The sequence below is a fragment of the Nocardia sp. NPDC019219 genome (assembly GCF_040632645.1).
GTDB lineage: Bacteria > Actinomycetota > Actinomycetes > Mycobacteriales > Mycobacteriaceae > Nocardia > Nocardia sputorum.
Window position 1 is genome coordinate 73,151 of sequence record NZ_JBEYCG010000006.1, and the last position, 23,508, is coordinate 96,658.

The 23,508-nt window shown below is 66.3% G+C and carries 23 protein-coding genes; 4 read left to right on the top strand and 19 right to left on the bottom strand.

The window, feature by feature from the left end; genetic code table 11:
• Positions 1 to 36: 36 nt before the first annotated feature.
• Together ABZ552_RS13775 and ABZ552_RS13780 are read right to left on the bottom strand one after the other, a co-directional pair.
• Positions 37 to 954 carry an aminoglycoside phosphotransferase family protein gene (locus ABZ552_RS13775; protein WP_281873988.1) on the bottom strand — a complete coding sequence of 306 codons (918 nt, stop codon included), beginning with the start codon at positions 952 to 954 and terminating at the stop codon, positions 37 to 39.
• 9 nt (positions 955 to 963) lie between these two features.
• Entirely contained in the window at positions 964 to 2,289 is a 1,326-nt protein-coding gene (locus tag ABZ552_RS13780) for a helix-turn-helix transcriptional regulator (RefSeq protein WP_281873987.1), read from the bottom strand.
• 442 nt (positions 2,290 to 2,731) lie between these two features.
• On the opposite strand from ABZ552_RS13780, the gene ABZ552_RS13785 reads away from it, so the two are divergent.
• From ABZ552_RS13785 to cyaB, 4 genes are read left to right on the top strand one after another with little or no spacing between them, the layout of a single operon-like run.
• Complete coding sequence (locus ABZ552_RS13785) at positions 2,732 to 3,109, top strand: DNA-directed RNA polymerase subunit beta (protein ID WP_281873983.1); 378 nt, start codon at positions 2,732 to 2,734, stop codon at positions 3,107 to 3,109.
• Positions 3,110 to 3,135: 26 nt separating this feature from the next.
• On the top strand, positions 3,136 to 3,327 hold the full coding sequence (locus ABZ552_RS13790; RefSeq protein WP_357437285.1) for a hypothetical protein: 192 nt from the start codon (positions 3,136 to 3,138) through the stop codon (positions 3,325 to 3,327).
• A gap of 52 nt (positions 3,328 to 3,379) precedes the next feature.
• Complete coding sequence (locus tag ABZ552_RS13795; RefSeq protein ID WP_281873981.1) at positions 3,380 to 4,756, top strand: hypothetical protein; 1,377 nt, start codon at positions 3,380 to 3,382, stop codon at positions 4,754 to 4,756.
• Between the two features lie 8 nt (positions 4,757 to 4,764).
• Positions 4,765 to 5,331 (top strand): class IV adenylate cyclase, encoded by a 567-nt coding sequence (cyaB, locus tag ABZ552_RS13800; RefSeq protein WP_281873980.1) that lies wholly within the window; start codon positions 4,765 to 4,767, stop codon positions 5,329 to 5,331.
• A gap of 142 nt (positions 5,332 to 5,473) precedes the next feature.
• On the opposite strand, the gene mobF is transcribed toward cyaB, so the two are convergent.
• The 17 genes from mobF to ABZ552_RS13885 all read right to left on the bottom strand — a co-directional run bounded on the left by mobF (position 5,474) and on the right by ABZ552_RS13885 (position 23,480).
• On the bottom strand, positions 5,474 to 10,189 hold the full coding sequence (mobF, locus tag ABZ552_RS13805; RefSeq protein ID WP_357437289.1) for a MobF family relaxase: 4,716 nt from the start codon (positions 10,187 to 10,189) through the stop codon (positions 5,474 to 5,476).
• A 1,125-nt stretch (positions 10,190 to 11,314) separates the two neighbouring features.
• The gene (locus ABZ552_RS13810; RefSeq protein WP_281873977.1) at positions 11,315 to 11,461 is read right to left on the bottom strand and encodes a hypothetical protein; all 147 of its coding nucleotides are present in this window, start codon (positions 11,459 to 11,461) and stop codon (positions 11,315 to 11,317) included.
• A gap of 201 nt (positions 11,462 to 11,662) precedes the next feature.
• Positions 11,663 to 11,962: a hypothetical protein gene (locus tag ABZ552_RS13815; RefSeq protein WP_281873974.1), complete on the bottom strand. Its 300-nt coding sequence runs from the start codon at positions 11,960 to 11,962 to the stop codon at positions 11,663 to 11,665.
• Between the two features lie 489 nt (positions 11,963 to 12,451).
• Positions 12,452 to 12,865, bottom strand: coding sequence for a DUF4326 domain-containing protein (locus ABZ552_RS13820; protein WP_281873972.1), 414 nt, complete (start codon positions 12,863 to 12,865; stop codon positions 12,452 to 12,454).
• 101 nt (positions 12,866 to 12,966) lie between these two features.
• A complete protein-coding gene (locus tag ABZ552_RS13825) occupies positions 12,967 to 13,383 on the bottom strand; it encodes a hypothetical protein (protein WP_281873971.1) in 417 nt (138 codons plus the stop codon).
• A gap of 103 nt (positions 13,384 to 13,486) precedes the next feature.
• Entirely contained in the window at positions 13,487 to 15,064 is a 1,578-nt protein-coding gene (locus ABZ552_RS13830; protein ID WP_357437293.1) for a hypothetical protein, read from the bottom strand.
• 692 nt (positions 15,065 to 15,756) lie between these two features.
• Complete coding sequence (locus ABZ552_RS13835) at positions 15,757 to 16,278, bottom strand: single-stranded DNA-binding protein (RefSeq protein WP_281873969.1); 522 nt, start codon at positions 16,276 to 16,278, stop codon at positions 15,757 to 15,759.
• A 126-nt stretch (positions 16,279 to 16,404) separates the two neighbouring features.
• Positions 16,405 to 18,099, bottom strand: coding sequence for a ParB/RepB/Spo0J family partition protein (locus tag ABZ552_RS13840; RefSeq protein WP_281873968.1), 1,695 nt, complete (start codon positions 18,097 to 18,099; stop codon positions 16,405 to 16,407).
• A 116-nt stretch (positions 18,100 to 18,215) separates the two neighbouring features.
• Positions 18,216 to 18,455, bottom strand: coding sequence for a hypothetical protein (locus tag ABZ552_RS13845; RefSeq protein ID WP_281873967.1), 240 nt, complete (start codon positions 18,453 to 18,455; stop codon positions 18,216 to 18,218).
• Positions 18,456 to 18,564: 109 nt separating this feature from the next.
• Positions 18,565 to 19,497 (bottom strand): DNA-processing protein DprA, encoded by a 933-nt coding sequence (dprA, locus tag ABZ552_RS13850; protein WP_281873966.1) that lies wholly within the window; start codon positions 19,495 to 19,497, stop codon positions 18,565 to 18,567.
• 36 nt (positions 19,498 to 19,533) lie between these two features.
• On the bottom strand, positions 19,534 to 20,511 hold the full coding sequence (locus ABZ552_RS13855) for a DUF4192 family protein (protein WP_281873965.1): 978 nt from the start codon (positions 20,509 to 20,511) through the stop codon (positions 19,534 to 19,536).
• A 328-nt stretch (positions 20,512 to 20,839) separates the two neighbouring features.
• A complete protein-coding gene (locus ABZ552_RS13860; RefSeq protein ID WP_281873964.1) occupies positions 20,840 to 21,475 on the bottom strand; it encodes a hypothetical protein in 636 nt (211 codons plus the stop codon).
• A 106-nt stretch (positions 21,476 to 21,581) separates the two neighbouring features.
• Entirely contained in the window at positions 21,582 to 21,791 is a 210-nt protein-coding gene (locus ABZ552_RS13865; RefSeq protein ID WP_281873963.1) for a hypothetical protein, read from the bottom strand.
• Positions 21,788 to 22,288 (bottom strand): hypothetical protein, encoded by a 501-nt coding sequence (locus ABZ552_RS13870; RefSeq protein WP_281873962.1) that lies wholly within the window; start codon positions 22,286 to 22,288, stop codon positions 21,788 to 21,790. Before ABZ552_RS13870 ends, ABZ552_RS13865 begins: the two co-directional genes overlap by 4 nt.
• 2 nt (positions 22,289 to 22,290) lie before the next feature.
• The gene (locus ABZ552_RS13875) at positions 22,291 to 22,764 is read right to left on the bottom strand and encodes a hypothetical protein (RefSeq protein WP_281873961.1); all 474 of its coding nucleotides are present in this window, start codon (positions 22,762 to 22,764) and stop codon (positions 22,291 to 22,293) included.
• 3 nt (positions 22,765 to 22,767) lie between these two features.
• Positions 22,768 to 23,226, bottom strand: coding sequence for a hypothetical protein (locus tag ABZ552_RS13880; RefSeq protein ID WP_281873960.1), 459 nt, complete (start codon positions 23,224 to 23,226; stop codon positions 22,768 to 22,770).
• Positions 23,226 to 23,480, bottom strand: coding sequence for a hypothetical protein (locus tag ABZ552_RS13885; protein WP_281873959.1), 255 nt, complete (start codon positions 23,478 to 23,480; stop codon positions 23,226 to 23,228). The genes ABZ552_RS13880 and ABZ552_RS13885 overlap by 1 nt, the downstream gene beginning before the upstream one ends.
• Positions 23,481 to 23,508 lie beyond the last annotated feature (28 nt).

Below are 23,508 nucleotides of genomic sequence, written 5' to 3' on the forward strand. Positions count from 1 at the left end.
CTGCCCGGACCCTCGGGTTGCGGTGGGTCGGCGATGTCAGCTGCCTTGTGTTCGGTACTGGCTCCACTGTGTCGTTCGGTTGCCTGCGCGGATGTCGTCTAGTCGTTGGCGTAGTCGCTGGGCGTATGCGGGTGAACTCGTAGCTCGGCGAAGGGGGCCGGTTAGTTGTACGAGGTCTCGCATGTCCAGCAGCAAGTTGTAGCCGGACCAGGCGGACAGGTCGTAGCCGTATTCGTCGATGAAGTTGCGGACCCAGGTGTGGTCGCGTCCGTAGCGGACCGAAGCGTGCCATGTAGGGATCAAGTCGACTTCGCGCGGGCCGACGCTCACCCAGTCCCAGTCGCCGAGGATTGCCGTCTTGGGATCGGCTCCGTTGTCCCACAGTAGGTTTCCTGCCCATGCATCGCCGTGGATGAGACCGAGTCCGAGGGGCCAGTCGAGCTCACTCAGCTCTTTGCGGATCTCGTCGATGCGTTCGAGAAGCCAGGACTGTTCGTCGTGTGTGATCGAGTCGAGAGCATGCTGTTCCAGTAGCGCCCCGTGCAGCGACTCCAGGGGCGTCCACGTCGGCAACTCCAGGGCCGACGGTGCGGGGAGGTCATGCAGGGTGCGCAGCAGCCGTCCGAGTTCTGTGGAGGTCGGCGCCGGGGTGTCGTCTGTCTGTGGATAGTAGGTCCAGAATCCGATGGTGTGTCCGGCGATCTCGATCGGTTCCACCCCAGGAAGTGGAGCTGTGGCATCGAAATTGTATGCGGTGGTCAGCCATTGTGTTACGGCGTATGTGCGGATCTGTCGGTCTGGATCCGCCTCTGTCCGGCTGACCCGTGCGACTGCGTCATGGCGTGGTAGCACATAGACGGCGTTGCTCGAATGATGAATAAGGACTGCGTCTGTCGGGTCCAGCCCACGAGCTTCGCATCCTTGGCGCAGCACGGTTCCGATCGTTGATGACATGTTTCAGCCTTATCCCACTAACGCAACGGAGGTCTGGAACTCGTGTTCGACCTGTTGAACTGCAGGCATGCTCGCGAAGGGCGCGAGTCGGCGCCGAACGAGGTTGATCGACTCGATCGCACGGGAGCTGGTCAGTCCGCGCGCCGCAGGAAGCGTGTCCAGTAGTACCTGGCACGCCTGCTCGACATCGACGTCTGATTTGCACACGCGCTCTCCATCCTCAGGCACGAAGGAGGCTGCCAGCGTTGCGGCGACCAGGACCTTCCTTCGCTCCATCCCTACCGAGTCCGCCAGAACAATAGGTGCCTGTTCGCGTACGTCTGTCGGACGTCGCCCATCGTGAGCGACATACATGAACTCGGCCGACAGCTGGCGGTCGGTGAAGAACCGAATCCAGTCCGGTTCGTCATCTGGCCGAGCACGGCCGAGATGCCGTTCGGCGTCGTGCATCGCTCTCGCGCTCACGCTGGCATCGTTATTGAGCGCATGTGCACGCGCCAGGAGCGCGTTGCAGCGTGCGGCGGTACTGGGGGAGCCTGACTGCTCGGCGGCCTGCACTGCGGCGGTACCGCATCGCACGGCCTCGGTAGGTCGGCTGAGGTAGTGGGCCTGCATGGACATATCGGTAAGGATGTGTGCGCCCAAGGCGGTGTTTCTGGCCGCTTTGGCGAGTTGGAGGGCCTGCTGAAAGTACTGCTGTCCAAGACCCTGCTGCGCAGAGTCGAAGCACATGAAGCCGCTCAAGTTGCATAACCGGGCGGAGACGGCATACAGCTGCGAGGCTGTCTGGTCGTCGTAGGAACCGCGCAACGCTGGTGTGACAACGTCATCGATGAGCCTTGCCAGAGTCGCGCGAGCGTAGCCTCCGCCGAGGTGATGATCTGCGTTGGCGAATACGCTGCACATCGACCACATCACCGCGACATCGGTGCTTCCTACACGCCGATGGCCTGTGCCGCGGCCGAACGTAGGAACGGCTGACTCCAACCATTCGCGGACAGGGTCGAAGGCTTCCAGGCCGACCCAGGGCGCAGCGGTTTCTGCGGCCACCAAGGGTGGAGATGTACTCATCTCTGCTGCGGCAGAATTCATGTCGAGCCACATGCGTTGGAGGATGCCGTCGGTGTCCAGCGCTCTATCCATTCGCGCGGCGAACGCTTGTGTCGGACGGCGTTGAGCTTTCTCGATTTTGCCGATCAGCGAACCGCTGTCGTGGCTGATTGCCCCGAGCTGGTTCAGAGACAGTTTCCGTAGCAGCCGCCAGTGCCGCAGCTCGGCGCCGAAGAACTGTCGCGCCGACTCCATGGCGGCCAGTTCACGCGGTTGTTGGGCCATCGCTACATCCTCTGTGACCTGGTCGGATGCGACCACTACCGGGACAGCCTCGAACGGGGACAGTTTCTTGTCCGCATCCAAGATATACCGGCTTCCGTTGCCTCCGTCACAGACTGAAGTCGCGTCCGACGCCGGGTCGATGCCGATCTTCTTCTCGGCACACCGACCCGCAATGCCGCTGGCTGGTGGCGTAAGCCCCCGGCGTCGGGCGCGATTCGAAATCTCAGGGAGGCAGAGCATGGTTTCGCATAACAGTGCAGGAAGATTCGCTGGCGAGGGTGCGTCGTCAGTCCGCGGCGTGGGCAGGGGCCGCCGAACTGTCGCTGAACACGAGTCGCCCGATGTGCGGGTCGGCGAGTCAGCCGAACAGCGCTGCGCCTTCTACCGGCGAGTGTGTGGCTTACCGACTCGAGTCGATCCGGCCCTCGGCCGGATCGAATTGGTGGCCGGATCGGTCGGCGCCGTGACGATGCCTGCACATATCGGCGCTGGCGTGCGGCATCACATGCAGGTCAGGCAGCACCCATTGGGGCCGATCTTCACTCACCCGCGGTCCGGGACATGGACGTTCTTGATTCGTCCCGACTTTCCGGACGACCCGCGGCTGTTCGCGATGTTGTTCCGTCACCAGGTCAAGGTCATCCGTAGTGGCGGACTGATCGCTCTGCCATCTCCAGTAGGCATGCCCGCAGGAGTCCGCCGGTGGATCGAGCCGGCGCGCGATACCTACCGCCCGCTGGGCGCCGTGGTGATTTCCTCGGTGCGGGCGTGCGTCGGCCCGCGCTGGTCTTCCGGCCAGTCCCGCAGTCGCGCCTCGTGACCGGTCCGGGAGGGTCCCCGCGGCCGATGGAACGGGATGTCCATCTGTCGATCTACCTGAACGACGTGCACTTGGACTTCGCCGCCTGCCTGACGGCCGCGCTGCTGTTCGTCCAGGATTTCCACGCCCACAACCATCACAACGCCATCCATGTGATCTCGGACGATCCCCGGCACCTGCCCCGGCTCCCCAATGAACGCCTCTACCTCGAGCCTTAGCCACATCCGGGTCGACCGCCCGAAACCACGTAACGACCATCACTGGTGCGCAATGATCGGAACAACTAACCCCTTCGCTTCCGAGCGAAAAGCGGAGCGGACCTATCTCGATATCGCAGCCAACGACCACGGCCACGAGAAAGGCATGCTCGTGCACCGCGCTCTGTCGCGCGTAGCAGGCACCGAGCCGCACATCATCGAGATCGGCCCTGGTGGCGGTGCTGCGGTCGAGTTTCTCGCTTCTCAGCTCCGTGACCAGCCCCGCGACGTGCGATTGACTCTGATAGAGGCGCCCGGAATCGCATCTCAGTCGCTGACGCAGGCTATCGACCAGTTCAACGCAGTCGGTACCTGCGAGCTGATTCATGGATGGGCCCAGAACATCGGATCAATGGTCAGCGAACCCGTCGATGTGATCAGCGCATCGGCACTGCTGCACGAGGTGTACTCCTACGGTGGTGCATACAGTGGCCTGCACAGCTTGATGCGGACCTTTCCGACGGTACTGAAGCCTTATGGATTCTTCGTCTACCGTGACGTCTACGCAGTCGATGCCGTATCGCTGCACGAGCGCGTCGTCCAGTCCTACAACGCCCAGTCGTGGCTGCAGTTTCTTCGTCTGTTCGTGCCGCACTATCTACGGGAAGGCACGCATCCCTACCATCGCCACGACGACGACTTGGTCATTCGCCAGAACTCCTGCATCGTGGCGGCAGAAGAGCTGGACACTCGGGTCTGCGCGGTCATCCATGCGCCGATCGGGCTTTTTCGCGAACTGCAGCGTCACTACATCACGCTGCGCGATCACGTTTGGAGGTCGGGAGTCCTCGGATTCACGCCGACTCTCGACGGCCAACTGTCGGGCGACTGGATCGACTTCCGCGCTGGACACAAACGTGTGCACTTCTCATTCACCGGTTACGGATGGTTATCGCAGAATGACCGCGCCGCGATCGAGGCGGTCAGCGAACGCTACGGCCATCACCACGTCATCGACAGCGACATCTTTGACACTGTCACCGACGTAGCGCTCAGTCTGTTCCTCGCCGCGGCGGAGCGCGGCGACGGCGACTGCAGCCACGTATGGGGTACTTGGCTCGAGCGGGAGGGCCGAGAGACCTATGCCTATCTCACAGCAGATGAGCTTCTGACTGCGTTCGCCACCAACTCCGTAGAGGCAGAATCCAGTCCGTCCGTGCTTGTTCCTGTGCAAGCCACCGACGTGCTCGTCCGAGAGCGCCACTACTACAACCGATTTCTGCGCAAGAGTCTTGCGAACCCCTTGATCGACGCCAAGCAGATGGTTCTGTTCCAGAACGTTCCTGTCGCCGACTCCGAAGTTCTGCAACAGGCGCTGGGAACGATCCGTCGACACTGCTCCAAACCGAACCTGGCCCGCGTGCACACCGCCATCCATGCGAGAGGATGATCCAGCACATGCACTTGATCGAGGTCGAGCGTAAACGGGAACTTCCCGACCCTCATGTCCTTCGGCAGCGCCTCACCGAACTCGGATATCGAGAGGCCGGACACCTCACCGAGGTCGACATCTACTACAGCCGACCCGACGTCGACTACATGAAGACTGTTGAATGCCTTCGTATCCGGCGTCGCGATGGCTTCGCTGAGATGACCTACAAGCCGCCGTCCAATGCTGCCACCCACAGCGACACCGACGTGATCGCCAAGCGTGAAACCAACGTCACCCTCAGCGGGCCGGAGCAAGCCGAGTCGGCCAGCCGGCTACTGGACGCGATCGGCATGGTCGAACTCGTCCGTGTCGAGAAGCGCAGAACCATCTACCAGCACCCGGAGCGTGACGACATCATCGTCAGCATCGATGCCGTCACCGATGCTGGAACATTCGTCGAGACGGAAATCACGGCGGCCGACACGGACGTGGCAACCATTCACCTCGGTCAGGTCGAAGGAGAACTTGGCATCGCCGATAATCCGATCATCAGGCTGCCCTACCGGGACCTGGTACTAGCGGCGGCCAATTGAGACGACGATCTCATGCCAGCAGTCGCTCCGTGGCGATAGCCGACGTACAGGCTGTCGGGCGCGATTGGGTCCGCCCGACAACCCGTTTGGGCACGGGGGCTGGAATCTTGGAGCCGACTGATTTGCCTGCAATGCGACGCCGTCATAGCCCGAGATCGGTGTCATGTTCCCGATCGAAGATGCCCATCGACTTGTCGGCGTCAGAGGCGTATTCACCGGGTCGTGCAACGCGATGCCGTACTTGTTCTTCGACGGCGCGCTCAGCTGCGCTGAGCGTGCTGCGGCGGCGCTGTTCGGCGCGGTATTCGCCGAGTTGCTCTCGGATGTAGGCGGTGTGCTCGGTGGCTTCTTCGTCGATGAGGGCTGTGTCGAGTTGGGGAAGTTCGTTGGCCGAAGGCTCCGGGTGGCTGGTGAGTATGCGGCCCCAGTCTTGTTCCGGCCCGGCGAGCAAAGCCGCGTGTCGGTGGGCACTGCGCGTGGAGTCGTGGGCGGAGTTGCATTCCCGATCACGGATGTTGCGTTCTACGACGAGTGTGTTGATACGAGCTTGTAGTCGGCGACGGTGGCCGCGGCGGTAGCGGGGAGCCGCGTCGAGTTCCGCTCGGGCAGAGTGAAGATCGTTAGCAACGTTGTCCGCTGCTCGGATCGCTGTTTGAAGCTGTTGGTCCGCGTGGCGGGCGTGGCGGATCGCTTCTTGGGCAGCGTGGTGACGGTGGGCGGCGTCTCCAAGGTCAGATTCAAGGGGCTTGTAGGTGGCAGGATTGAAGATGAACGTGTCGGTGTCGACCAGCGCGAGTCCCAGCTCGAGTTCGCCGATGTGCCGGTCGAGTTCCTCGTCGGTGAGCATCACCAACGCGTTGGTTTCGGGACTTGAGTGCAGAGCATCCCCAGCTGCATCACGGGGTGCCGGACGGTCGCCGAGGCCGATCTCGAGGTCGGGTATCGAGCACTCCAGGCGTGACCACAGCGCTGCGGCGGGCATCTCGTCGGGCAGCGGGCGATTGCTTGCGGCGTCGGTGAGCAGGCCGACGATGTTGATTTCGGCGCGTTCGGCGGCCTCGAGCTTGGTCGCGAGGGTGGGCCAGTACGGGTCGGTGGTGATGCGCGGGTCGAGGTGTCGAACAACCGGCGCCCATTTGTTGACCGGCAGGTCGAGGTCTTCGTGCTCGGCTGTGAGGCGGTCCCGCAGGCGTTGTTGATACTCGCCTTCGATGGTGGCGTACCGGGGTGGTCCAGTCGGGCGTGGGTCGTGGTCGGGGATGTGAAGGCTGGCTCGCCACACGGCGAGGTCGGCAACCAGTTGCGGGTCGGCTTCGCGGAGTGGGCGTGCCCAGTGGGGCGTGGTGGTGAGTGTCCAGGTGCGGGTGTGGTCGTGGATTTGGTGGGCGAGGTCGGTGATGATGCGTTGGCGTGCGAGCAGCTGGTCGGCGAGGGGATGGGTGTCGAGTGCGTCGGGTATCCCGCGGATCCACGTGAGTGGTCCGATTCCACTGGAGTGGGTTCCCGTGGTGTCGAGGCGCCAGTCGAGTACGGCGGCGGGGTCGTGTGCGGTGTCGAGTTCGCGTGCTGCGGCTGCGGTGTGTAGTGCGGTGAGGGGGTCGCGGCCGGTCATCGCGATGACCGCGAGGTGCTGGCGCAAGATTGGGTAGGCAGGGCTGTCGGTGAGATGCGGGTGCACGATGTCGGCGCCAGCATCGAGACGAGCAAGACCCGCAGGACCGAGGGCGTCTTCGGCGGCGAGGCCGATGGTGTCGAGGTAGATGTCGACCGCACGGCCGAGTCGAGCGAATGGGTCGAGTGCGTCGCGCACCTGGGTGTGCGCAGATTTCTGCGTACCGTCTCGGTCGAGGATGCACACCAAAACTTCGACAGCCGTATGCGGAGACACCGCGGGTTCGCTCCATAAAGAGGCTTCGCTGCCGTCGACCGCGGTCGGAACATACACGTAGTTCCCGTGGACGCCGCGGGTCATGGCGACGTACAGCTGCTGTCGCGATTCGGCTCCGGTGAGCGCGATATGGCAGGTGTCGGCGGTGATTCCTTGGGCGGAATCGATCGTTGTGGCGTATCCGAGACGCACATGCGCGCGCACATAGTCGGCGGGGAACCGCACGCTGTCGTTGTGCTTTCCGTCGCGCGGATGCAGGTGTGTGGCGGTGAGGCTGCCGTCGTTGTGGACGGCAGTAATGAGCCAGGTGTAGCCGTTGCGCACCCAATCGTGTGCGCCGAGACGTAGTCGCGGGTTGTTGCGGCGGGTCCGAATCACGTCACCCACCGAAGCGCGCAGTCCATCGGCGAGTACACATTCTGGCCCTGTGTCCGCCTCGGTGCGGGCGATGCGGTCGGCTCGGGCGCGTGAGTTCAAGGCGGTGACGACGTCGTGCGTTGCGGCGAGCATGATGCTGTCGCGGCCGCTGAGGTGGTCGGTGATCCACCCGGTGTAGGCGTCGTCGTGGGTGGCGCCGTGATGCCCGGCGTTTACGCGGCCGTTGTCCAGATACCAGCCCAGTGCGGCGGGATCCCCGCTGCGCAACTGGAGGCTGGCGGTGGCTTCGGCGGTAGAGGCGAAACGTACGACGTGGGGCAGGGTCAGGGTGTGGTCCGGAGCGGCGGAGTTCATGTCGGCATCGGCGCCGCCGGCTTCGATCGCGGGCAGCTGGTGGTCGTCGCCGATGCAGCGGATCGTCGCGCCGCGCTCGGTCAGAAACTTCAGCAGGCGTAACCGTTTGGCGTTGCCGAGTTTGACGTGCTCATCAACGATCACCAAGGTGTCGGTGTTGATCTCTACGACCCACTGCGGCAGCGATCCGGGCTCCAGCACGCCGTCGTCGAGAGTAAGTGAGTGGCGGTCGAGGATGGTGAGTAGCCGGTCGACGGTCTCCACTCGGGTACCGATCGCGTCGCTCAACACTGCGGCCGCGGCTGCGGTGGGTGCGAATCCGAGCACGTAGCCGCCGCTGCGATGCCAGGCATCGGTGAGCACACGCATCGCGGTGGTCTTGCCCGATCCGGCTGGGGCGTTGGCCGTGTGTACGCGCAATCCCGACTGGGCGAAGCGATCGATCACCGTGATCTGACCCGGGTTCAGCGGCCGATCCGGATGTTTTTGGTTGTAGGCATGCACTGCTTCGGTGACCAGGTGGCGTGGCAGTTGGCGTTCGCCGGGTTGCACCGACAGGTCAATCAGTTGCCGCTCGACTGCCAACGTATGCGCGGAGGTGTACACCTGTGCACCCGCGGTGGCGTAGACGCTGCTGCCGTCTCTGCGGCGCAGCAGCTGGGGCACCGCGCCCAGTACGGGCTCGTCGCTGATGTCGGGATCGTGTTGTGAGATCACGTTTCTGGGTGAAAGTGCTTCTGCGAGGATGGCTTCCGTGACGTGTTCCCAGTGCTCGCCTTGTACCTGGCCTCGGGTCTGGCGTTCGATTTCCGCTCGCACGTGGTGTCGCCGCCAGGTCGAACGCTGCTCCGAGACCACCGCGAGGACCTGCTCGGCCGTGCGAGTGATCCACTCGCTGGACACTATCGGCGGCGGCGTTCGGGGCGGATCCAGTGCTGCGGCCACCATCCGAGAGAGTGCCGTTCGGCCACCGAACAGCGCGATCGCATCGGCGCGCCAAGTGGCGCGTTGTTCGGCGAGGGTACGTAGTTCGTGCTTTCGGGGACGTGTCTGAACAGTCGCGAGATCGGCAAGCTCGTACACCTCACCGGGAGTGGGTTCGCGTCCGAGTTGCTGTTGGAACTGCGCGGCCAGTTCATCCAACCGTCCTGTGATCGCGGCGTCGCGCTGCGACCACATCTGAATCAATGATTCTGGGATTCCGACGATCTCTCGGATCGGACGTTTCGACACGTCCGCGGATGAGCGTTCGGCGAATTCGACGCCGATGAGGTATCGCAGGTGGTGCTCCAGGCGGGTGTTGTAGATTTCCGAGACCGTGACCACTGACTGGTAGATCGCCGTCCCGTCGAGGGTGCGCCAGCGCCCGTCCAGAGTGCGGACCCGGTTGGCGATCAGCATGTGAGTATGCAGGTCCGGGTCGCCGGCGCGACTGTCCCGGTGGGTGAACCGGGCCGCCACAACGCCTTCCACGTCGACCTGACGGACGCCGTTGCGGCCCAGCCGGGTGAAGGTCGCGTGGCGCTCCAGCCACTCGATCGCGTCGTCGACCGCGGCATGATGGGCGGCTTCCATCTTCTCCGCGACGGCCCTCGGGGCCAGTGTCCACAGCGCCGACACACTTTTCACTGGGGAGAACGTGAGGTCGAAACCCGCGACCGCAGTCGTGTTGGGGCGTGAGTTGCGTGCCACCCAGCCGGACAATTCCCGTACATCCAAGGGTGCGCGACCGTATTCTTCGGTGAACATTTCCGTCGCCACAACGGTGCGGATGCGCGCTCTTTCGGCATCGGGGATAGCAGTATGTGGGTCATATCCACGCGCGTAATTGTGTTCCTCGAAGGCGGTCGCGCACCGTTTCCGGAACTCCGACACCTCCGCATAAACCCGGAACGGGTTGCCCAACCGAGATGCTTTGTCTGCGGCACGGTCGGCGTCCTTCAGCTTGGCGCCACGCCAGATCTGCTCATCGATCACCGCGGCTTCGATCACGTCTGCATTCGGGTGACGACCCAGCCCGAACAGCGATTTCATCTGCTCCTCGGTCACTTCGTCCCCGACAGCGATGCCGAGAGCAGCCAGGCCGGCGCCGTGCCAGTGGCCCGGAGTCTCCCCTTTGGCGGAGTAGTAGTCTGCCAGGCTCGACCGGCCACGCGAGGTGGCATCCTGCGCGGCAACATCACGTAGGTAGTACTGGAAGCCATTGCCTGCAACGACTTTATGGATGGTCGCGGTCATGTATCTATGAAGACATGCAGTGCGCCATCTCGCCTAGGGGTAAATTTGTCTGTTCGCACGAAAATGCAACTATAGCCTCGCTGGTACTTAATTGTAACGGGGAGGACGGTATTCGAGGCGCCAATATCCAACCGGAACGCGCCGACAGCGAACCTGGTGCTCTGGGTGTGGACTTTTAGGCCGGCTGGCCCTGCCATCGCCTGCGCTGCCATCGCGGGTGTGTCCATGGCCGAATCTTGCGTAGACTCTTGCCGTCTGGTCGATCGGCGTTGCCTGTCGCCTGACTCTCGCGTGCGTGCGTACTCGGCGTGCGGCGGGTGAGTCACTCTGCTAGGTGGGGTGGCTTCAACCGAGTCCTGCTGTGCAGGTCGGCTGAAGCCACCACCGCTCGGTGGTGGTTCCGTTGAGAGTCAGGGAGGTGAAGTGACAACTGAGAAACCAGATCCGTCGCGGCACGAAAGTCGCCGTAGCGGGGCTCGACGCTGGTTGGAGTCCATCCTGTGGGCGCGTACTGCCGTAACGATCGTTGATCTGGTGGTGCGTACCCTGCCGAGGAGGGCGGGTGATAGCCCCCCTAGCTCGGTGGGAGAGATTCCCACCGAGCTAGGGGCGTGGCTGCTGCATGTGATTCGAAGCTTGGAGGGCTAGATCACAGGCGGCAGTGACTGAGGAGGTCCGGGTCGCTGCTGAGATGGCGGCTCGGACCTGTTCGGCTGGTGTCTCTAATCATTGAGTCTTACGCACCTTACCCCCAAATGGGGACAAGGTTGTAGCGCACTCTCGTGAATGTAGTGAAGTCACTAGTTCCGTTCTCGGATCAAACTTGCAGGTCATGGTCTGTTTGTGTGGCTGATCCATGGTGGTCAGGATTGGCCAGTGTTGCCCGGAGGATGACGACTGTTGGGCTGGGTTCACTCGTGTTTGAGGTTGTTGTGGGCGGAGGGCGGTGTAGTGGTTCCAGGCTCGACAGCAAGTTTGCCCCAGCGGTTGTCGGTGATGGTGCTGAGTCCCAGGAGGTCGGCGAGGACTGGGGTGGGCATTTCGGCGGAGAGGTGGAAACAGGCGGCTTTCCGGGCGTGGGACGGTTGGATGCCGCAGGCGACGAGTTCGGGCTAATGTCTCTGGTCACCAGTTGTTTTCAGGTTGTTGGCCGACGGAGAGCCAGCGTCCGGTGTTGGCGTAGGAGGTGGGCGCGCCGTGGGCGAGATGGTCGCGTAGGAGTGGTTCGGGCATCTCGATGGGGTCGGTATTGAAGGACTGTGCTGTTGTCATGGGGTGTGACTTGCTCGGGGTGCGTGCGGCAGATGCGGGACAGTGGTTGCGCGAACAGCAGTAGGAATAGTCCGGCGATGTGGGTATAGAGGCGAATGGTGTTGTCGTGCAGCAGTGTTTCGACGTGGCGCCAACGTCCGGTGTCGGAGAGGGCGGCCTGTGGTTCGGGGCGTTTCGGAGCCAGGATCGTGAAGGACTGCGTTAGTTCGGTATTGCTGGGCCAGTCGAGGAAAGGGCGAGGCTTGGGCCTGTTTCGGGGTGGTCGATGAGACAGTGGTCGAGGATGCTCTGGGTGAGATCGGGCATTGCGATGTTGTGCTCCTCGAGCCAGGTCAGGAAGCGGATCGAAGCGAGAATGGTGGCGGGGGCATGCTGGACCGCGCCTCGGGTGACGTTGCCGTGTGCTTCGAGTTTGCTCAGGCGGCGTAGGAGGTTCCAGCGTGTGAAGCGGCCGAGTAGGTCGGCATGCGGTTTCGGCAGAGGTGCGAGGGTCTCTCGCACCAGGGATGGATACGTTCGACCGCCGGCCGGTATGGCGGGAGGACATCGGCGGCGGCGAGCAGGTCGCGGACGGACCTGATTGCGCGGCTGGCTGGGAGTCGTCGAAGGCGGCGTGTGAGATTCCACGCCAATGCTGCTTGGCCGTAGCGGCATCGCGGCCCTCGCAAACGGGTTCGGGGCAACAAATTTTTGATCAGTCACACCCTCGCGATAGTCCACCTGCGCGACCTCGAAGTTGTCGTGTTTTAGGAGTGAGTCCGGAAAGTTATCCTCGATGCAAGAGGTCTGCTTGAGAAAAGGGATGTGGATGAAAGGGGGTGGATGGATGTAGATGGTGGGTGGTGAGGTGGGATTGTGGATGGCTGGGGAGAGATTGGGAGCGGTGTGCGGGTGATCGGTGAGTGCGTGGGCATGGGGAGGTAGGAACTGGAGCGGGTTGATCCGGTTCCTACCGTGATGACGGCTGTCGGGTGTCTGACGGCCGTGCGGTCACGTTCGCCTGCGCTGCTGGATCCGGACGGCCGCGAGCGGGTCGAGGTCGGGATCGAGGCTCAGTGCGCTGAGGGTGTGGCCGTGGCAGGGTTTGGGTGCGCTCCAGCAGCCGAGGACATGCCCGGCGAGTGCGCCGCGTCGCAGGCGGGTGAGCAGGTCGACACGGCGGGGGATGTGGTGGGCGTGGGCGGTGATGACGTCGTCGCGGTTGCCGTGGCGGCCGATGATGTAGGGGTTGCCCCAGTCGCTGGCCCGGTCGATGCGCACGAATAGGTTGTGGCGTCGCGCCCAGTCGATCAGGTGCGTGTGTCCGGCCTCGGCGCGGATGGACACCACGACCGGCGTGCCAGCGGCGAGGTGCTGTTGGAGTTCGGTGGTGTCCAGCTGTACAGGATCGATGTAGTGAACCATGGTGGCGTCTTCCTCCGGTTCGGGTGCTGGGAACGGCGCGGTGCTGCGCGGGCTGCGTTGGGAGATCTGTCTCGGCTGGGGCCGCGGTGGCGACGGGTGAGTCAGACGGGTGGGGTGGGAACGGGCGACCATCCGGTCGACGCGCAGGCGTAGTGACGGTCGTCGAGTCCGACGAGGTCGCCGACCGACAGTGACCGCAGTCCTGTGACACCCTGTATCCCTTTCGCGTACCAGGTGTCGGTGTGGATCTGGTCGTCGGCGTGTTCGGGATGATCGTTGAACGCGGCGAAGACACGTTCGAGCACAACCGCGTCGGTGTCGGTGACCGGGTCGACGCGCAGCAGGTAGGTGTAGGCCAGCGTGACCGGTGCGTCGGGCCGGTATCCGGTCAGCAGCGCGGTCGGGTCGGTGTTGAGGTAGACCCGCACCCGGACCTCGCCCGGGTGCGGTGCGGGTGCGGACACGGCGTCGCGGAGGGCGCGCAGTGCGCGGCGGGCTCGGTTCGGGAGTCGACGCACGAGGGGGGCTCCTGTCGGTTGGGGGATGGTGGACCGGTCCGCCGCAGGGGTCGACACCGCGGCGGACCGGCGAACACGGGAGAGGAGATTCGTGCAGGGTCGGTCAGGCCACCGCGCTGGTGCGGCGGGCAGTGGGAACGAGGCCGAGGTCGATGCGGCAGTCGGTGCAGTAGTTGTCGGCGTGCACGACACCGTTGCGGGCGCAGGCGTCGCAGCGCCCGATCCGCTGCCCGGCCCCGAGCGCGGACGCGCCCCGCCGCGGCCGACGCGCGGCGTGGCGGGGTGCGCGTTCGGGCTGTTCGAGGTTCATGGCCATCCACCGGGTGATCAGCCGCCAGGTCGGCCCGGTGTTCGCCGAGGCGGCGCGCACCCGGTCCAGCAACACCCGCACCTGGACGGGATGCGCGGCGGCGATGTGGGCGCAGCGGGAGTCGATGAAGGTGCGCATCCCGAATCCGGTGGGCAGTTCGGGGATTCCGGGGTGGCCGTCGGCGCGGCAGACATCGCAGAGTCCGTCGTCGCTGACCACCACCCCGTCGCGGGTGTGGAAGGGACGGCGGTCGGCGGCGGGCCGGTCGATCCAGCAGCCCACGCACGGCCACCCGAGATACGGGGTCATCGCGGCCAGGTCGTAGTCCAACCCCGAGCCCTGCCAGGTGGACTCGCGGACATCGAGTTCGCTGTAGGGCAGATACTCGTCACGGTCGCTGGGGACCGCGAGCCCGGTGCGCCGGGCCGCGAAGCGGGACTGGTCGGCCGGAGTGATTCGTGGCGGGAACTGCGGGCGGGTCCGTCGGGCACGCGTGCCGCGCGTGCGTCCCGAAGGTTCGGGTTCGGTGCCGTGCTCGCGCAGGAACTTCCGGGTCGCGTCCTCGAGCCCGGCGTGAGGACGCTCGGTCGCGATGTGGCGTTCGGGCAGCTCGGGAGCGAGCAGGTGCCGGTCGGCTTCGGTGTAGCACTGCGCGACGTGCAGGAAGTAGGAACGCTCCCACAACTCGGCCTGCACGTGCGCCCACACCTGCCCGGCCTTCTTCCGGGGCTCGGGCACCGGCGGGGTGCGATCCTCGTCTGCGGCGGTGTCGATCGCGTAGAGCCGCTGCGCGGCATAGGCCGCGTACTCGCGGTCGCGGCGCTTGGCCACGGCCAGATCCCGTGCACGGTGACGCAGGCTGACCGCACCGAGGGTCGGCGCGGGAATACGGGCACGGCGGGCGGCGACCTTCTCCGGTTGGTAGCGGGCGGCGTCGGTGGCCGCCGACGGGGTGGCGGTGTCACGGTCGCGGGAGCGGCGATCCCGGATGGAGCGACGCACCCATTCGGACGCCTCGATCGACACCTCGGAGGGCTGGGGCAGTTCGGGCCGGTACAGGCCCGGGTCTCCCTCGGCGGTGTGGTCGATGATCAGCGATCGGAGTTCGGGGCGGCTTTTGGCCATCCATCCCAGCTGCCGCGCTGCGGTCTTCCACGGGGAGCGGGTCAACATCTCGGCGGCGCGGTCGAGGAATTCACGCTCGGCCGGGGAGGCGAGGGCCAGCACGGCGGTGAAGCGTTCCCGTGCGGCGTCGGGATCGGTGTTCAGGAGGTATTCGATCTCGCCGAGTGCGGCGGCGAACGGAGAAGCGGTCTCAGCGACTTCGATGACAGTGCCGGTGGTCTCGGGTGCGTTCAACGTTGCGGTCATCACTGGGTCCTGTTCTGTCGTTGGAAACAGCTCGGCCCCGTGCCGGACGCCACGTACGTAACCCCGGCACGGGGCTGGGCGGCTGGTCGTCTGACCCGCCTGAGTGCGATCGACCAGGGTGGGAGTCCGACACGGCGGAGGGAACGCGCCGGAACGGTCGGCGGCGAATTCGCTGCGCACACCACCGGTCTGCCGGATTCGAGAGAGGCGGCGCGCCGGGCGAATTCGGTGACGGCCGGGCGCGGGCCCGCAGCCGTGGCGGGTTCACGTCCTGGTAGCACTCAGAAGGGCGGGGCCGACGGCCAGACACCCAGCCCTCACCAACCGCCACACCCGCTCAGCACCTGCGGTGGGTCACCGTCTCGGTCGAGCGGGCCGGTAGCCGACCAGGGCAGCGACGGTGGGCCGCACGTTTCCTGGATGGGCGGGAGTCGGCATCAGATGTGCGGGTCGTCGGGCCGGTCGAGGGGCCGCCCACGCCTGTTGCCAGGCGTGGGCGAAGCTGGTCCCGTTCTCCGCGGCGCTGATGCCCCGCGATTGGCTCGGTGCGCGCCGCCGACGCTGGATGCCCGGATGTCGAGTGAGACAGTGGGTGGATACACCCGATCGGGGGCGGGTATATCCAGCCACCGCGACGAGCTGCTCGTGATCGCTACGGGGGCGGGGAGGTCGGCGTCACGCGGGACGGGTTTCTAGAACCCGGGCTCCTCGTTGCCGCCGAATCCGCCGCCGAATCCGCTGCTGGTGGTCGCCCAGGGATTGTCGTCACCGCCGCGGCTGCCGGTGGCTGCCCCGACGAGGTCGCGGGAGCGGTCACGTTGCTCGCCGAAGCCCCCGGTGCCGCCGCTGCGGCTGGTGCGGTTGACTTTCGCGGTGGCGAACCGAAGCGATGGCCCGATCTCGTCGACCTCGAGTTCGACCCGGCTGCGCTTTTCACCTTCGGTGGTCTGCCAGCTGCGCTGCTTCAACCGGCCCGAGACGATGACCCTTGCACCGCGGGTGAGCGATTCGGCGACGTTCTCGGCGGCCTCACGCCAGATGCTGCACGGCATGAACAACGCCTCGGCGTCTTTCCACTCGTTGGCGTTGCGGTCGAAATACCGTGGGGTGGAGGCGACGGTGAAATTCGCGACCGCGTGACCGGCGGGGGTGAACCTCAACTCTGGATCAGCGGTCAGGTTCCCGATCACCGTCAGCGGGGTGTCTGCGGCCATGAGCATGCTCCTTCACAAGGTGTAGACAGGTGGGGATGAATCGGCGATCGGGCTGCCACCGAGGTGGTGGCCTCGGTGGCAGCAGCACGAACAGCGGAGTGCCTCCGGGCAGATCAGAGGTGGTGGTCAGGAGGCGAGGTCGATGTCGCGGTAGTCGATGTCTCCGGCGGCGGCCTGTTCGACATCGACCAGCGCGAAGTCCAGCTCGGTTCCGGCTACGGCGTCGGCGAGGAAATGCAGATACCGTTTCGTCGCCGCGGAGCTGTCGCGCCAGAAGCTCTTGCCGATCGGCGCCTCGGCGGCGGCGACCTGCATGGCCAGCACGATCATCCACGCCCGCGACGGTGCCGCGGCATGGATCGCTGCGACCAGCTGCTGGGTAGAACCACCGACCCCGAGCAGCTTGGTCACCTTCTGCAACACGCTCGGATCCAGGGAATGGGCCATGGATTCGGCGACGAACGCCGCGGCCTGCCGCGGCGGGGTGCGCCCGGCCAGCAGGCGCGGCAGGAACTCCTGCCGTCGCGCGTTGGCCGCGTCCCCGCGTTTGTTCAGCTCGATCACCCGCCGCCGGTCCTGGCGCGCTTGCTCCCGCTCAGCCGCCGCCTTCGCGGCGGCCTCTTCGGAGCTCTCACCGGTATCGGGGATGAGTCGTTGCAGGCCGCTGTCGGCGAGTCCGCTGGCGGGCAGGAAGTAGATGGGGATCCAGCGGTCGCGCCACTGCACCTGCTCAGCGTGCACCCGCCCGTCGGCGGGCTCGGCGGACAGATCGCCGCGGGTACTCCAGTCGACGGTGCCCGGGTCGATGATCGCGCCGGTGTCCTTGTCCACCAGCAGCCCGTTGTCCTGCACCTCGAGATACACCACCCACTGGCCCGGGTCGGCGTAGATGAGCTCCTCGCTGACCGGCTCACTCGCGGCGGTGACCAGATCGCTGGCCGGGATGTAGTCCGGGTCCGGTTCGCTGGTGTTGGGTTCGGTGGCGAGGATGCCGAACCCGTACGCGCCGTAGGGCAGCGATTCCTGGAGGCGGGCGCGGGTTTCGGCGCGGTCGTGCTCGATCCGTTTCGCGGTGGAGGCGAAGCTCCACCGGCCCGCCGTCGCCAGGCGTTCGACTGCGTCGGTGTCGCCCAGGTTCTCGTAGTGGGCGATCACTGCGAGTTGATCGAGGCCGTACTGGCGCTGCTCGAGCAGCTGCTTGGCGGTATCGGAGGCGCCGACCGCGGCAGTCTTCTGGATCTCTGAGCGTTTGCGCTGCAATCCTTTCGCGATCCGGGTGGCCGACGCGCCGAGGTCGAGCATCAACGCGATGCCGGTGGCGCGGTCGGTGTCGGTGAGCGGGATACGGCGGTCGTTGAGGTTCATCTGGGTCAACGTCCGCGCGATCCGGCGTTCCTTGGCGTCGATGTCGGTGGGGGCGTCGGTGACCCACACCGGCACTCGCGTCAGGCCGACTTCGCGGGCGATCAGTGTGCGGATCTGCCCGTCGACGACATGCACGGAGCCGTCGGGCTCGCGTTCGGCGCGGATCGGGTTGCCGACACCGAACTCGCGAATCGACGCGGCCTCGTCGGGGTGGGCGGTGAGATCGAAACTCTTGCGGACGTTTTCGGCGATTACCAACTGCGCCGGATCCAGGTACTCCGCCTTGGCCTCGGGCAGGTCGAGCACCGGCGGCTCCTCGATGACGGTCGGCTCTTCGACCGGAGGGGCGGGCTGTTCGGCGGCAACGGAGGGGGTCTCTTCGACAGCCACCGGGTCGGTGTCAGGGCCGGGATCGGTGGTCGGGTCGGCAACGGCGGTCAGGGTGGAAGTAGTCAACACGGCTCCTCAGTGCAAGCGGCGCGACGACCCCACCAGTCACAGGTGAGGCCGCCGCGCCGGAGGACGGAAACGGGAACGACAGGGCACGGGCGAGCACCCGCGTGGATGAGAGGTCAGGCGGCTGGCTGGGCGCTGTGGCGGGCGACGTTGATCGGGCGCAGTCGCAGCACGCCGTGCTCGCCGTCGTCGAGGAACGCCCAGTAGCGACCCCGCCAGGCCGGGTGTTCGCCGCGCCAGCGGTCCAGCACGGCCGAGTCGGTGATAGCGGGGGTGGCTCCGGCGTAGCCGAGGTGCTCGAGACGCTCGAACTCGCCCCGGGGCAGGGACTGCACGGCAACGGTGGACGCGGACATGAGGAAACCTCCTGTGATGGGTCGGCGGACGATTGCCGCCGGAGCGGGGAAGTGAAGCAGGGGCGAACCGCGATCGGGCCGCCCGGATGAGCCGACGAGCGCCGGATGGTTATGCGATGGGCCGGTCACCGCTGTGCGGCGGGGCGGGGGTGGATGTGATGTCGTCGATGACCTGTTGGGCATCGGTGACCAGGCGGGCATGACCAGCGCGGATCAGCTCGTGGCAGCCGGTCGAGGCCGCGGAGTAGATCGGTCCGGGGACCGCGAGCACCGGGCGGTTGAGCTGACGCGCCCAGTTGGCGGTATTGCGGGTGTCGCCCCGGAAGACGCATTCGGGAATGACGACGGCGCTCGACAGCGCGGCGACGAGCCGATTGCGTTGCAGGAACCGGTGTTTGGCCGCCGGGGTATCGGGCGGATACTCGGAGATGAGCATCCCGGACTCGGCGATCCGGTCGAACAACTCGCGATGCGCGGCCGGGTAGGCGCGACCCAGCCCGGTCGCGACAACGGCGATCGTGCGACCACCACGGGTGAGCGCCGCGCGATGAGCGGCGGCATCGATCCCGAACGCGCCGCCACTGATAACCGTCCAACCACGCTCAGCCAAATCACCGGCCAGGTCATGAGTAACACGCACCCCGTAGCCGGAGGCGGCACGGGCACCGACGACCGCGACGGTGAACTGCGACAGCGGGGCCTGCCGCGGTGCCCCGCGCACCCACAACGCCACCGGACTCCCACCGCTGATGCCGGGTGCGTCCAGGTCGGACAGTCCCGCATTCCCTGGCCACTCGGCATCGTCACGGGTGAGCAGCCGAACGCCGAGCGCATCCGCGCGGTCCAGATCCCGCGCGGCCAGCCCCCGCAGATCCCGCGGAAGATCGGCCGCGACATCCTGGCCGGTGGTGAGCCGTGCGGCGGCCTCCTCGACCTCGAGGGTGTGCAGCAGCTCGCGCACGACCGGCGCCGCAGTCAGCGCAGCGCGCGCGAGGATCGCCCACGCCAGCCGGCGCGAGGGGGACTGCGATGCGGGAATCATGAAGCCTCCACGAAGGGTCGATGCGGGTGGGGAGTTTCAGTCGATGTCGATGCCGAGTTGAGCGGTGCCGGCGCGTCCGGCACCCAGCGCGGCGCGAAACAGCGCGACCGGGACGGTGCGGTGGATTCCGGCGGCCATCGCCTGCACCGTCGGGTTGTCGGGGTCGTCGGCCACCGCGATCCCGATCGCCGCACGCGCCCGGTCACGGTCACCGTCGACATAGGCGGTGACCGCACACAACATCGCCGCCGCAGTGCGGTGGGGTGAGGGCAACGCCCGCACCAGCAACGCCCACAACCGATGTCCGCGTGGTCGTTTCGGGCCGGCGGCGAAGGCGTACAGGCTGTCGCGGACCAGGCCGTCGCTCAGTGCGTCGGCGAGCTCGGCGATCTCCGCGGCCGACAGAACACCCCCGGCGTGGACCGCCTCGACCTGTATCAGGGTCAGTCGCAGCCGTTGCCGCGACAGCTCACGGTCCCCGTCACGCACCGTCACCAGTGCGGCGACCTCGGCCGCCAGCTCGGCATCCGGCACCAGATCGGGGGGAAGGTTCTCGACGCTGCCGCCGCGTGGTGGTGGGTAGGGCAGCAGACCGTGCTCGCTGCCGACCAGGTCGGCCCAGGGGTGGCCCGGGTCGCGGCCGGTGACCGACCACGCCGCGAACACACCGACTCCCAGTGCGGTGAGTTGATCGTGAAACCGGGCCATGAGCTCGCGATATTCGTCGCGGGGAAACGGTGTGCCAGGGGTCGGGCCGTCGACCACGACCACGGCGACGACCTCCGGGCGGTGCCGGGCGCACCACCGGCGGGTGCGGTCCAGGATCGGACTCGTGGCCAGGTAGTGGCGCGTCCTGTGCAGGTCTTCGTGGCGGATGCGTTCTACGGCGATATATCCGTCCGGTCCGGACGCCGGTTCCCGCAAGGTCATCACCACCAGTGACCGCTGCGGTGGTTCCGGCAACGTAGCCAACGCCTCGGCGATGAACCGGCCGGGATCATCAACGAACGACACGACAAGCCTCCTCGATCACTAGGACAGGGGCATCCCTCACCCACAGCGGGTGAGGCACAGCAGGGAAGACACGCGCACCGAGTGGCGCGGTCTCGTGTGACGGTGGCGGATCACCAGAGGGCGCGGGATAGTGATCGTGTCCTGGAAGGGGACGGGCATATCCACGATCGCGCCTCGGCGTCGGGTGAAGCAGCGCGCAATAGCTCAGCGCGGGCAGCAAAGGGCGGAGGCAGGCCGCCCAAGAGGCCACAGGCAAACCGCACTTGGTGGTGCGCTCGGCGTTCTGCAGCAGCCCCACCGATGGGGGCGAGCGTCTTGCGCGAGGCCGTCACAGCCGCATGCCTTTGAGGCCGAATAGTTTCGCGAAGGCCGCGTAAGAGGGCAGCAGATCGATCGGAAGGGATGACCCGTCAACAGCCGCCGCGGCGTCGCGGACCTTGCGGATCTTCAGCAGCATGACTCCGCGTAGGTTGATGCCGATGCCGGGTGGGGCGGTGTCGGTTCCGGGGTCGTGGACGACGATGTAGTCCGAGATCGGGATCCACACCTCGTACCAGGCGTCGGCGGGCTGGCCTTCGCGCGGCGCCTCGCGGGGATCCCGCTCGTTGGGCTGCCACCGCCAGCAGTGGCAGGCCGGGTCCTCGCAGCGGGCGAACTTCGCGGGCGGGTGCGGGTTGTAGCGGGTCTGCCGTCCCGCCAGCATCGGGCACGCGCGGCGGGAGTAGTGGCCGCATTCGGGATGCACGCCCGGTTCCGGGGTGATACCGCGCAGGTGGTCGGCGGGGCGGATGTAGAGCAGGACCCGGTCCTCCAGCGGCTGCCCGCAGACCTGGCACAGCTTGCGCGCCAGCGTGTCTCGCAGTCGTCGCTGGTCGAGTTTGCCCCAGACTGGGCGGGTGCGGTCGCGGTGGGCGAGGGTGATGTAGGGGACCACCAGCCCCTGCGCCAGCGGTGCGTGTGCCAACCGCACAGGGATCGGCGGTCGCGCCGGTAGTGCGGGTTCAGTCAACGAAGATCACCTCGAATCGATCGGAGGATGGGCCCACCTGAAGTGGCAGACGGGCGGAGTGTCAGGACTGGGTGGGCTGGGTCGGTGCGGCCGAGACCTCGAGGCGGAGCACCCGCTCGGTGACGCCGGGGGCGTGGATGCGGATCTCGATCACCGCGCGTAGCGCGCCCGGGACCGGAGGTTCGACGACCCAGGGCTCGAACCGGTCGGGGTCGAGGTGGGGAAGGTTGGTTTCGATCCAGGCCACCAGTTCGGTGGCGTTGGTGATCACCACGGCCAGCGGCGGCCGGTGTGCGGGTCGAGGTCGTGCACCGCGACCGCGACGGGTGCGCCGGGCACCTGGATGCTGACCGACCGCGGCAGCAACGCCTGGAGGCCGCTGGCTGCGAGGTTGCCGCGCGCGATCAGCCACCGGCCACGCTCATCGAGCTGGGCAGGCAGCAGCCGCCACCCGTACCCGGTCGGCAACCGATCGAACAGCTGTTGCTGCCAGATGTCTCGGCTGCCGCCGTCCGCATCGACGGTGACTCGGGTTGCGTATTCGATGCGCACCAACGCCATGACGACCGCCGCCCCTGCTCTGGCCGCGTCAGGGTCTACGCCGGGGAACACGCCGATCGGGGCGCCCGGCCGCGGCGGGGTCGCGAACGCGGCGTGATAGCCCGCTACGAGCACCCGTGCGGTGGGGGCGAGGTTGGGCAGGACCGACCGGTATTGAGGATCGGTCTGGAGACGGGCGAGGTAATGGGTGGAGTCGATTCCCGCCACGATCACCTCACTCCGCGGGAGGGGCGCTGGTCAGCGCTGCGCAGCGGAGTGGTGGGCGCGGTGGGGCTGAACATCAGTGTGAAGCGTTTGGTTGAGACGGTGATGGACAGCCAGCCGTTCATCGCGGCGTAGGTGCGGATGAGTTCGATGAGCGTGTGGCCGTCGAAGTTCTCGGTGAGATGGAGGTATTCGACGAAGTCGTCACCGAGCGGGTCACCGTGGATCCAGTGGGTTCCGGGGCCGTGGTGGAGGGCGTAGACCACGTGCGCCTGGTAGTCGGGGCTGTCGGGTTCGCCGGGCTGGTGGGGGATGCCGTTGCTCATCAGGTAGATGCCGTGGTCTTTGACCCAGATCAGGGACGGCACCGCTGGGCCGGGATCGGCATACGGGGAGCGGGAATGCTGCGAAGCGGCCATCGCGTGCTCGGCGAGGTCGATCACCTTCGACAGCGGGAACCACAGTGCGACCGAAGCCAATGCTCAGCACTCCTTCCGGTGGGAGAACACGGCGGACACAGCGTCGGCCGTGCCCCCGCTGAGCGGGGTGACGGATTCGATGAACGTCAGCGGCAGCAGCACCCCGGCCTGCTCGCCGGCGCGGGAGAGCACGGTGTGGTGGCGGTGCACCGCATGGACGCGGACGTGGTCGTGGACGTGGCCGCCGCGGGTGATGACCGTGGCCGTCACCCGGGTTCGGCGAAGCCGATGCAGTTCGGTCGCGATGAGGGCGACCACTGGATCACCGCGGTCGCTGTCGTCAGCGGCAGCGACGGCCGCGATGGTGCTGGCCAGGCGCTGGCGCAGCAGGTCGCGGGCGGCATGGAGGTCGTCGGGGTTGGCGTCGTCGAACCAGCGGTCGATTCGAGCGAGGACCTGGTGAAGGAACTCGGGCTCGGATGCGTCAGCATGCGGTGCCGGTGGCAGGTGGTGGTCGGTCATCAGCGACCGCCTCCCAGGCGCCGCCACCACCCGCCACGCCGTTGCGGGCGAGGTCGGGCGTGGCCGGACAGTACGGTGGCGAGGGCGTCGGCGGTGTGAGCGTCGAGATCGGCGTAGCGCCAGTCGTCGTCGGGTTCATCGCGGTCGCGCAGCAGCACCCGCAGGTGCTGGCCGTCGGTGCTGACGATGATGGCGTGGCCGTCGACGTCGCGGGTGTGGATGAGGATCGTGGCCAGATTCGGGTAGTAGGGCACGGCAGGATCTGCCTTTCTCGAAGTGGGT

Coding starts and splice junctions, on each gene's coding strand:
- ABZ552_RS13775 (WP_281873988.1), bottom strand. CDS start 954: ATGTCATCAACGATCGGAACCGTGCTGCGCCAAGGATGCGAAGCTCGT.
- ABZ552_RS13780 (WP_281873987.1), bottom strand. CDS start 2,289: ATGGCCCAACAACCGCGTGAACTGGCCGCCATGGAGTCGGCGCGACAG.
- ABZ552_RS13790 (WP_357437285.1), top strand. CDS start 3,136: ATGGAACGGGATGTCCATCTGTCGATCTACCTGAACGACGTGCACTTG.
- ABZ552_RS13795 (WP_281873981.1), top strand. CDS start 3,380: ATGATCGGAACAACTAACCCCTTCGCTTCCGAGCGAAAAGCGGAGCGG.
- cyaB (WP_281873980.1), top strand. CDS start 4,765: ATGCACTTGATCGAGGTCGAGCGTAAACGGGAACTTCCCGACCCTCAT.
- mobF (WP_357437289.1), bottom strand. CDS start 10,189: ATGACCGCGACCATCCATAAAGTCGTTGCAGGCAATGGCTTCCAGTAC.
- ABZ552_RS13810 (WP_281873977.1), bottom strand. CDS start 11,461: ATGACAACAGCACAGTCCTTCAATACCGACCCCATCGAGATGCCCGAA.
- ABZ552_RS13820 (WP_281873972.1), bottom strand. CDS start 12,865: ATGGTTCACTACATCGATCCTGTACAGCTGGACACCACCGAACTCCAA.
- ABZ552_RS13830 (WP_357437293.1), bottom strand. CDS start 15,064: ATGACCGCAACGTTGAACGCACCCGAGACCACCGGCACTGTCATCGAA.
- ABZ552_RS13835 (WP_281873969.1), bottom strand. CDS start 16,278: ATGGCCGCAGACACCCCGCTGACGGTGATCGGGAACCTGACCGCTGAT.
- ABZ552_RS13845 (WP_281873967.1), bottom strand. CDS start 18,455: ATGTCCGCGTCCACCGTTGCCGTGCAGTCCCTGCCCCGGGGCGAGTTC.
- dprA (WP_281873966.1), bottom strand. CDS start 19,497: ATGATTCCCGCATCGCAGTCCCCCTCGCGCCGGCTGGCGTGGGCGATC.
- ABZ552_RS13880 (WP_281873960.1), bottom strand. CDS start 23,226: ATGACCGACCACCACCTGCCACCGGCACCGCATGCTGACGCATCCGAG.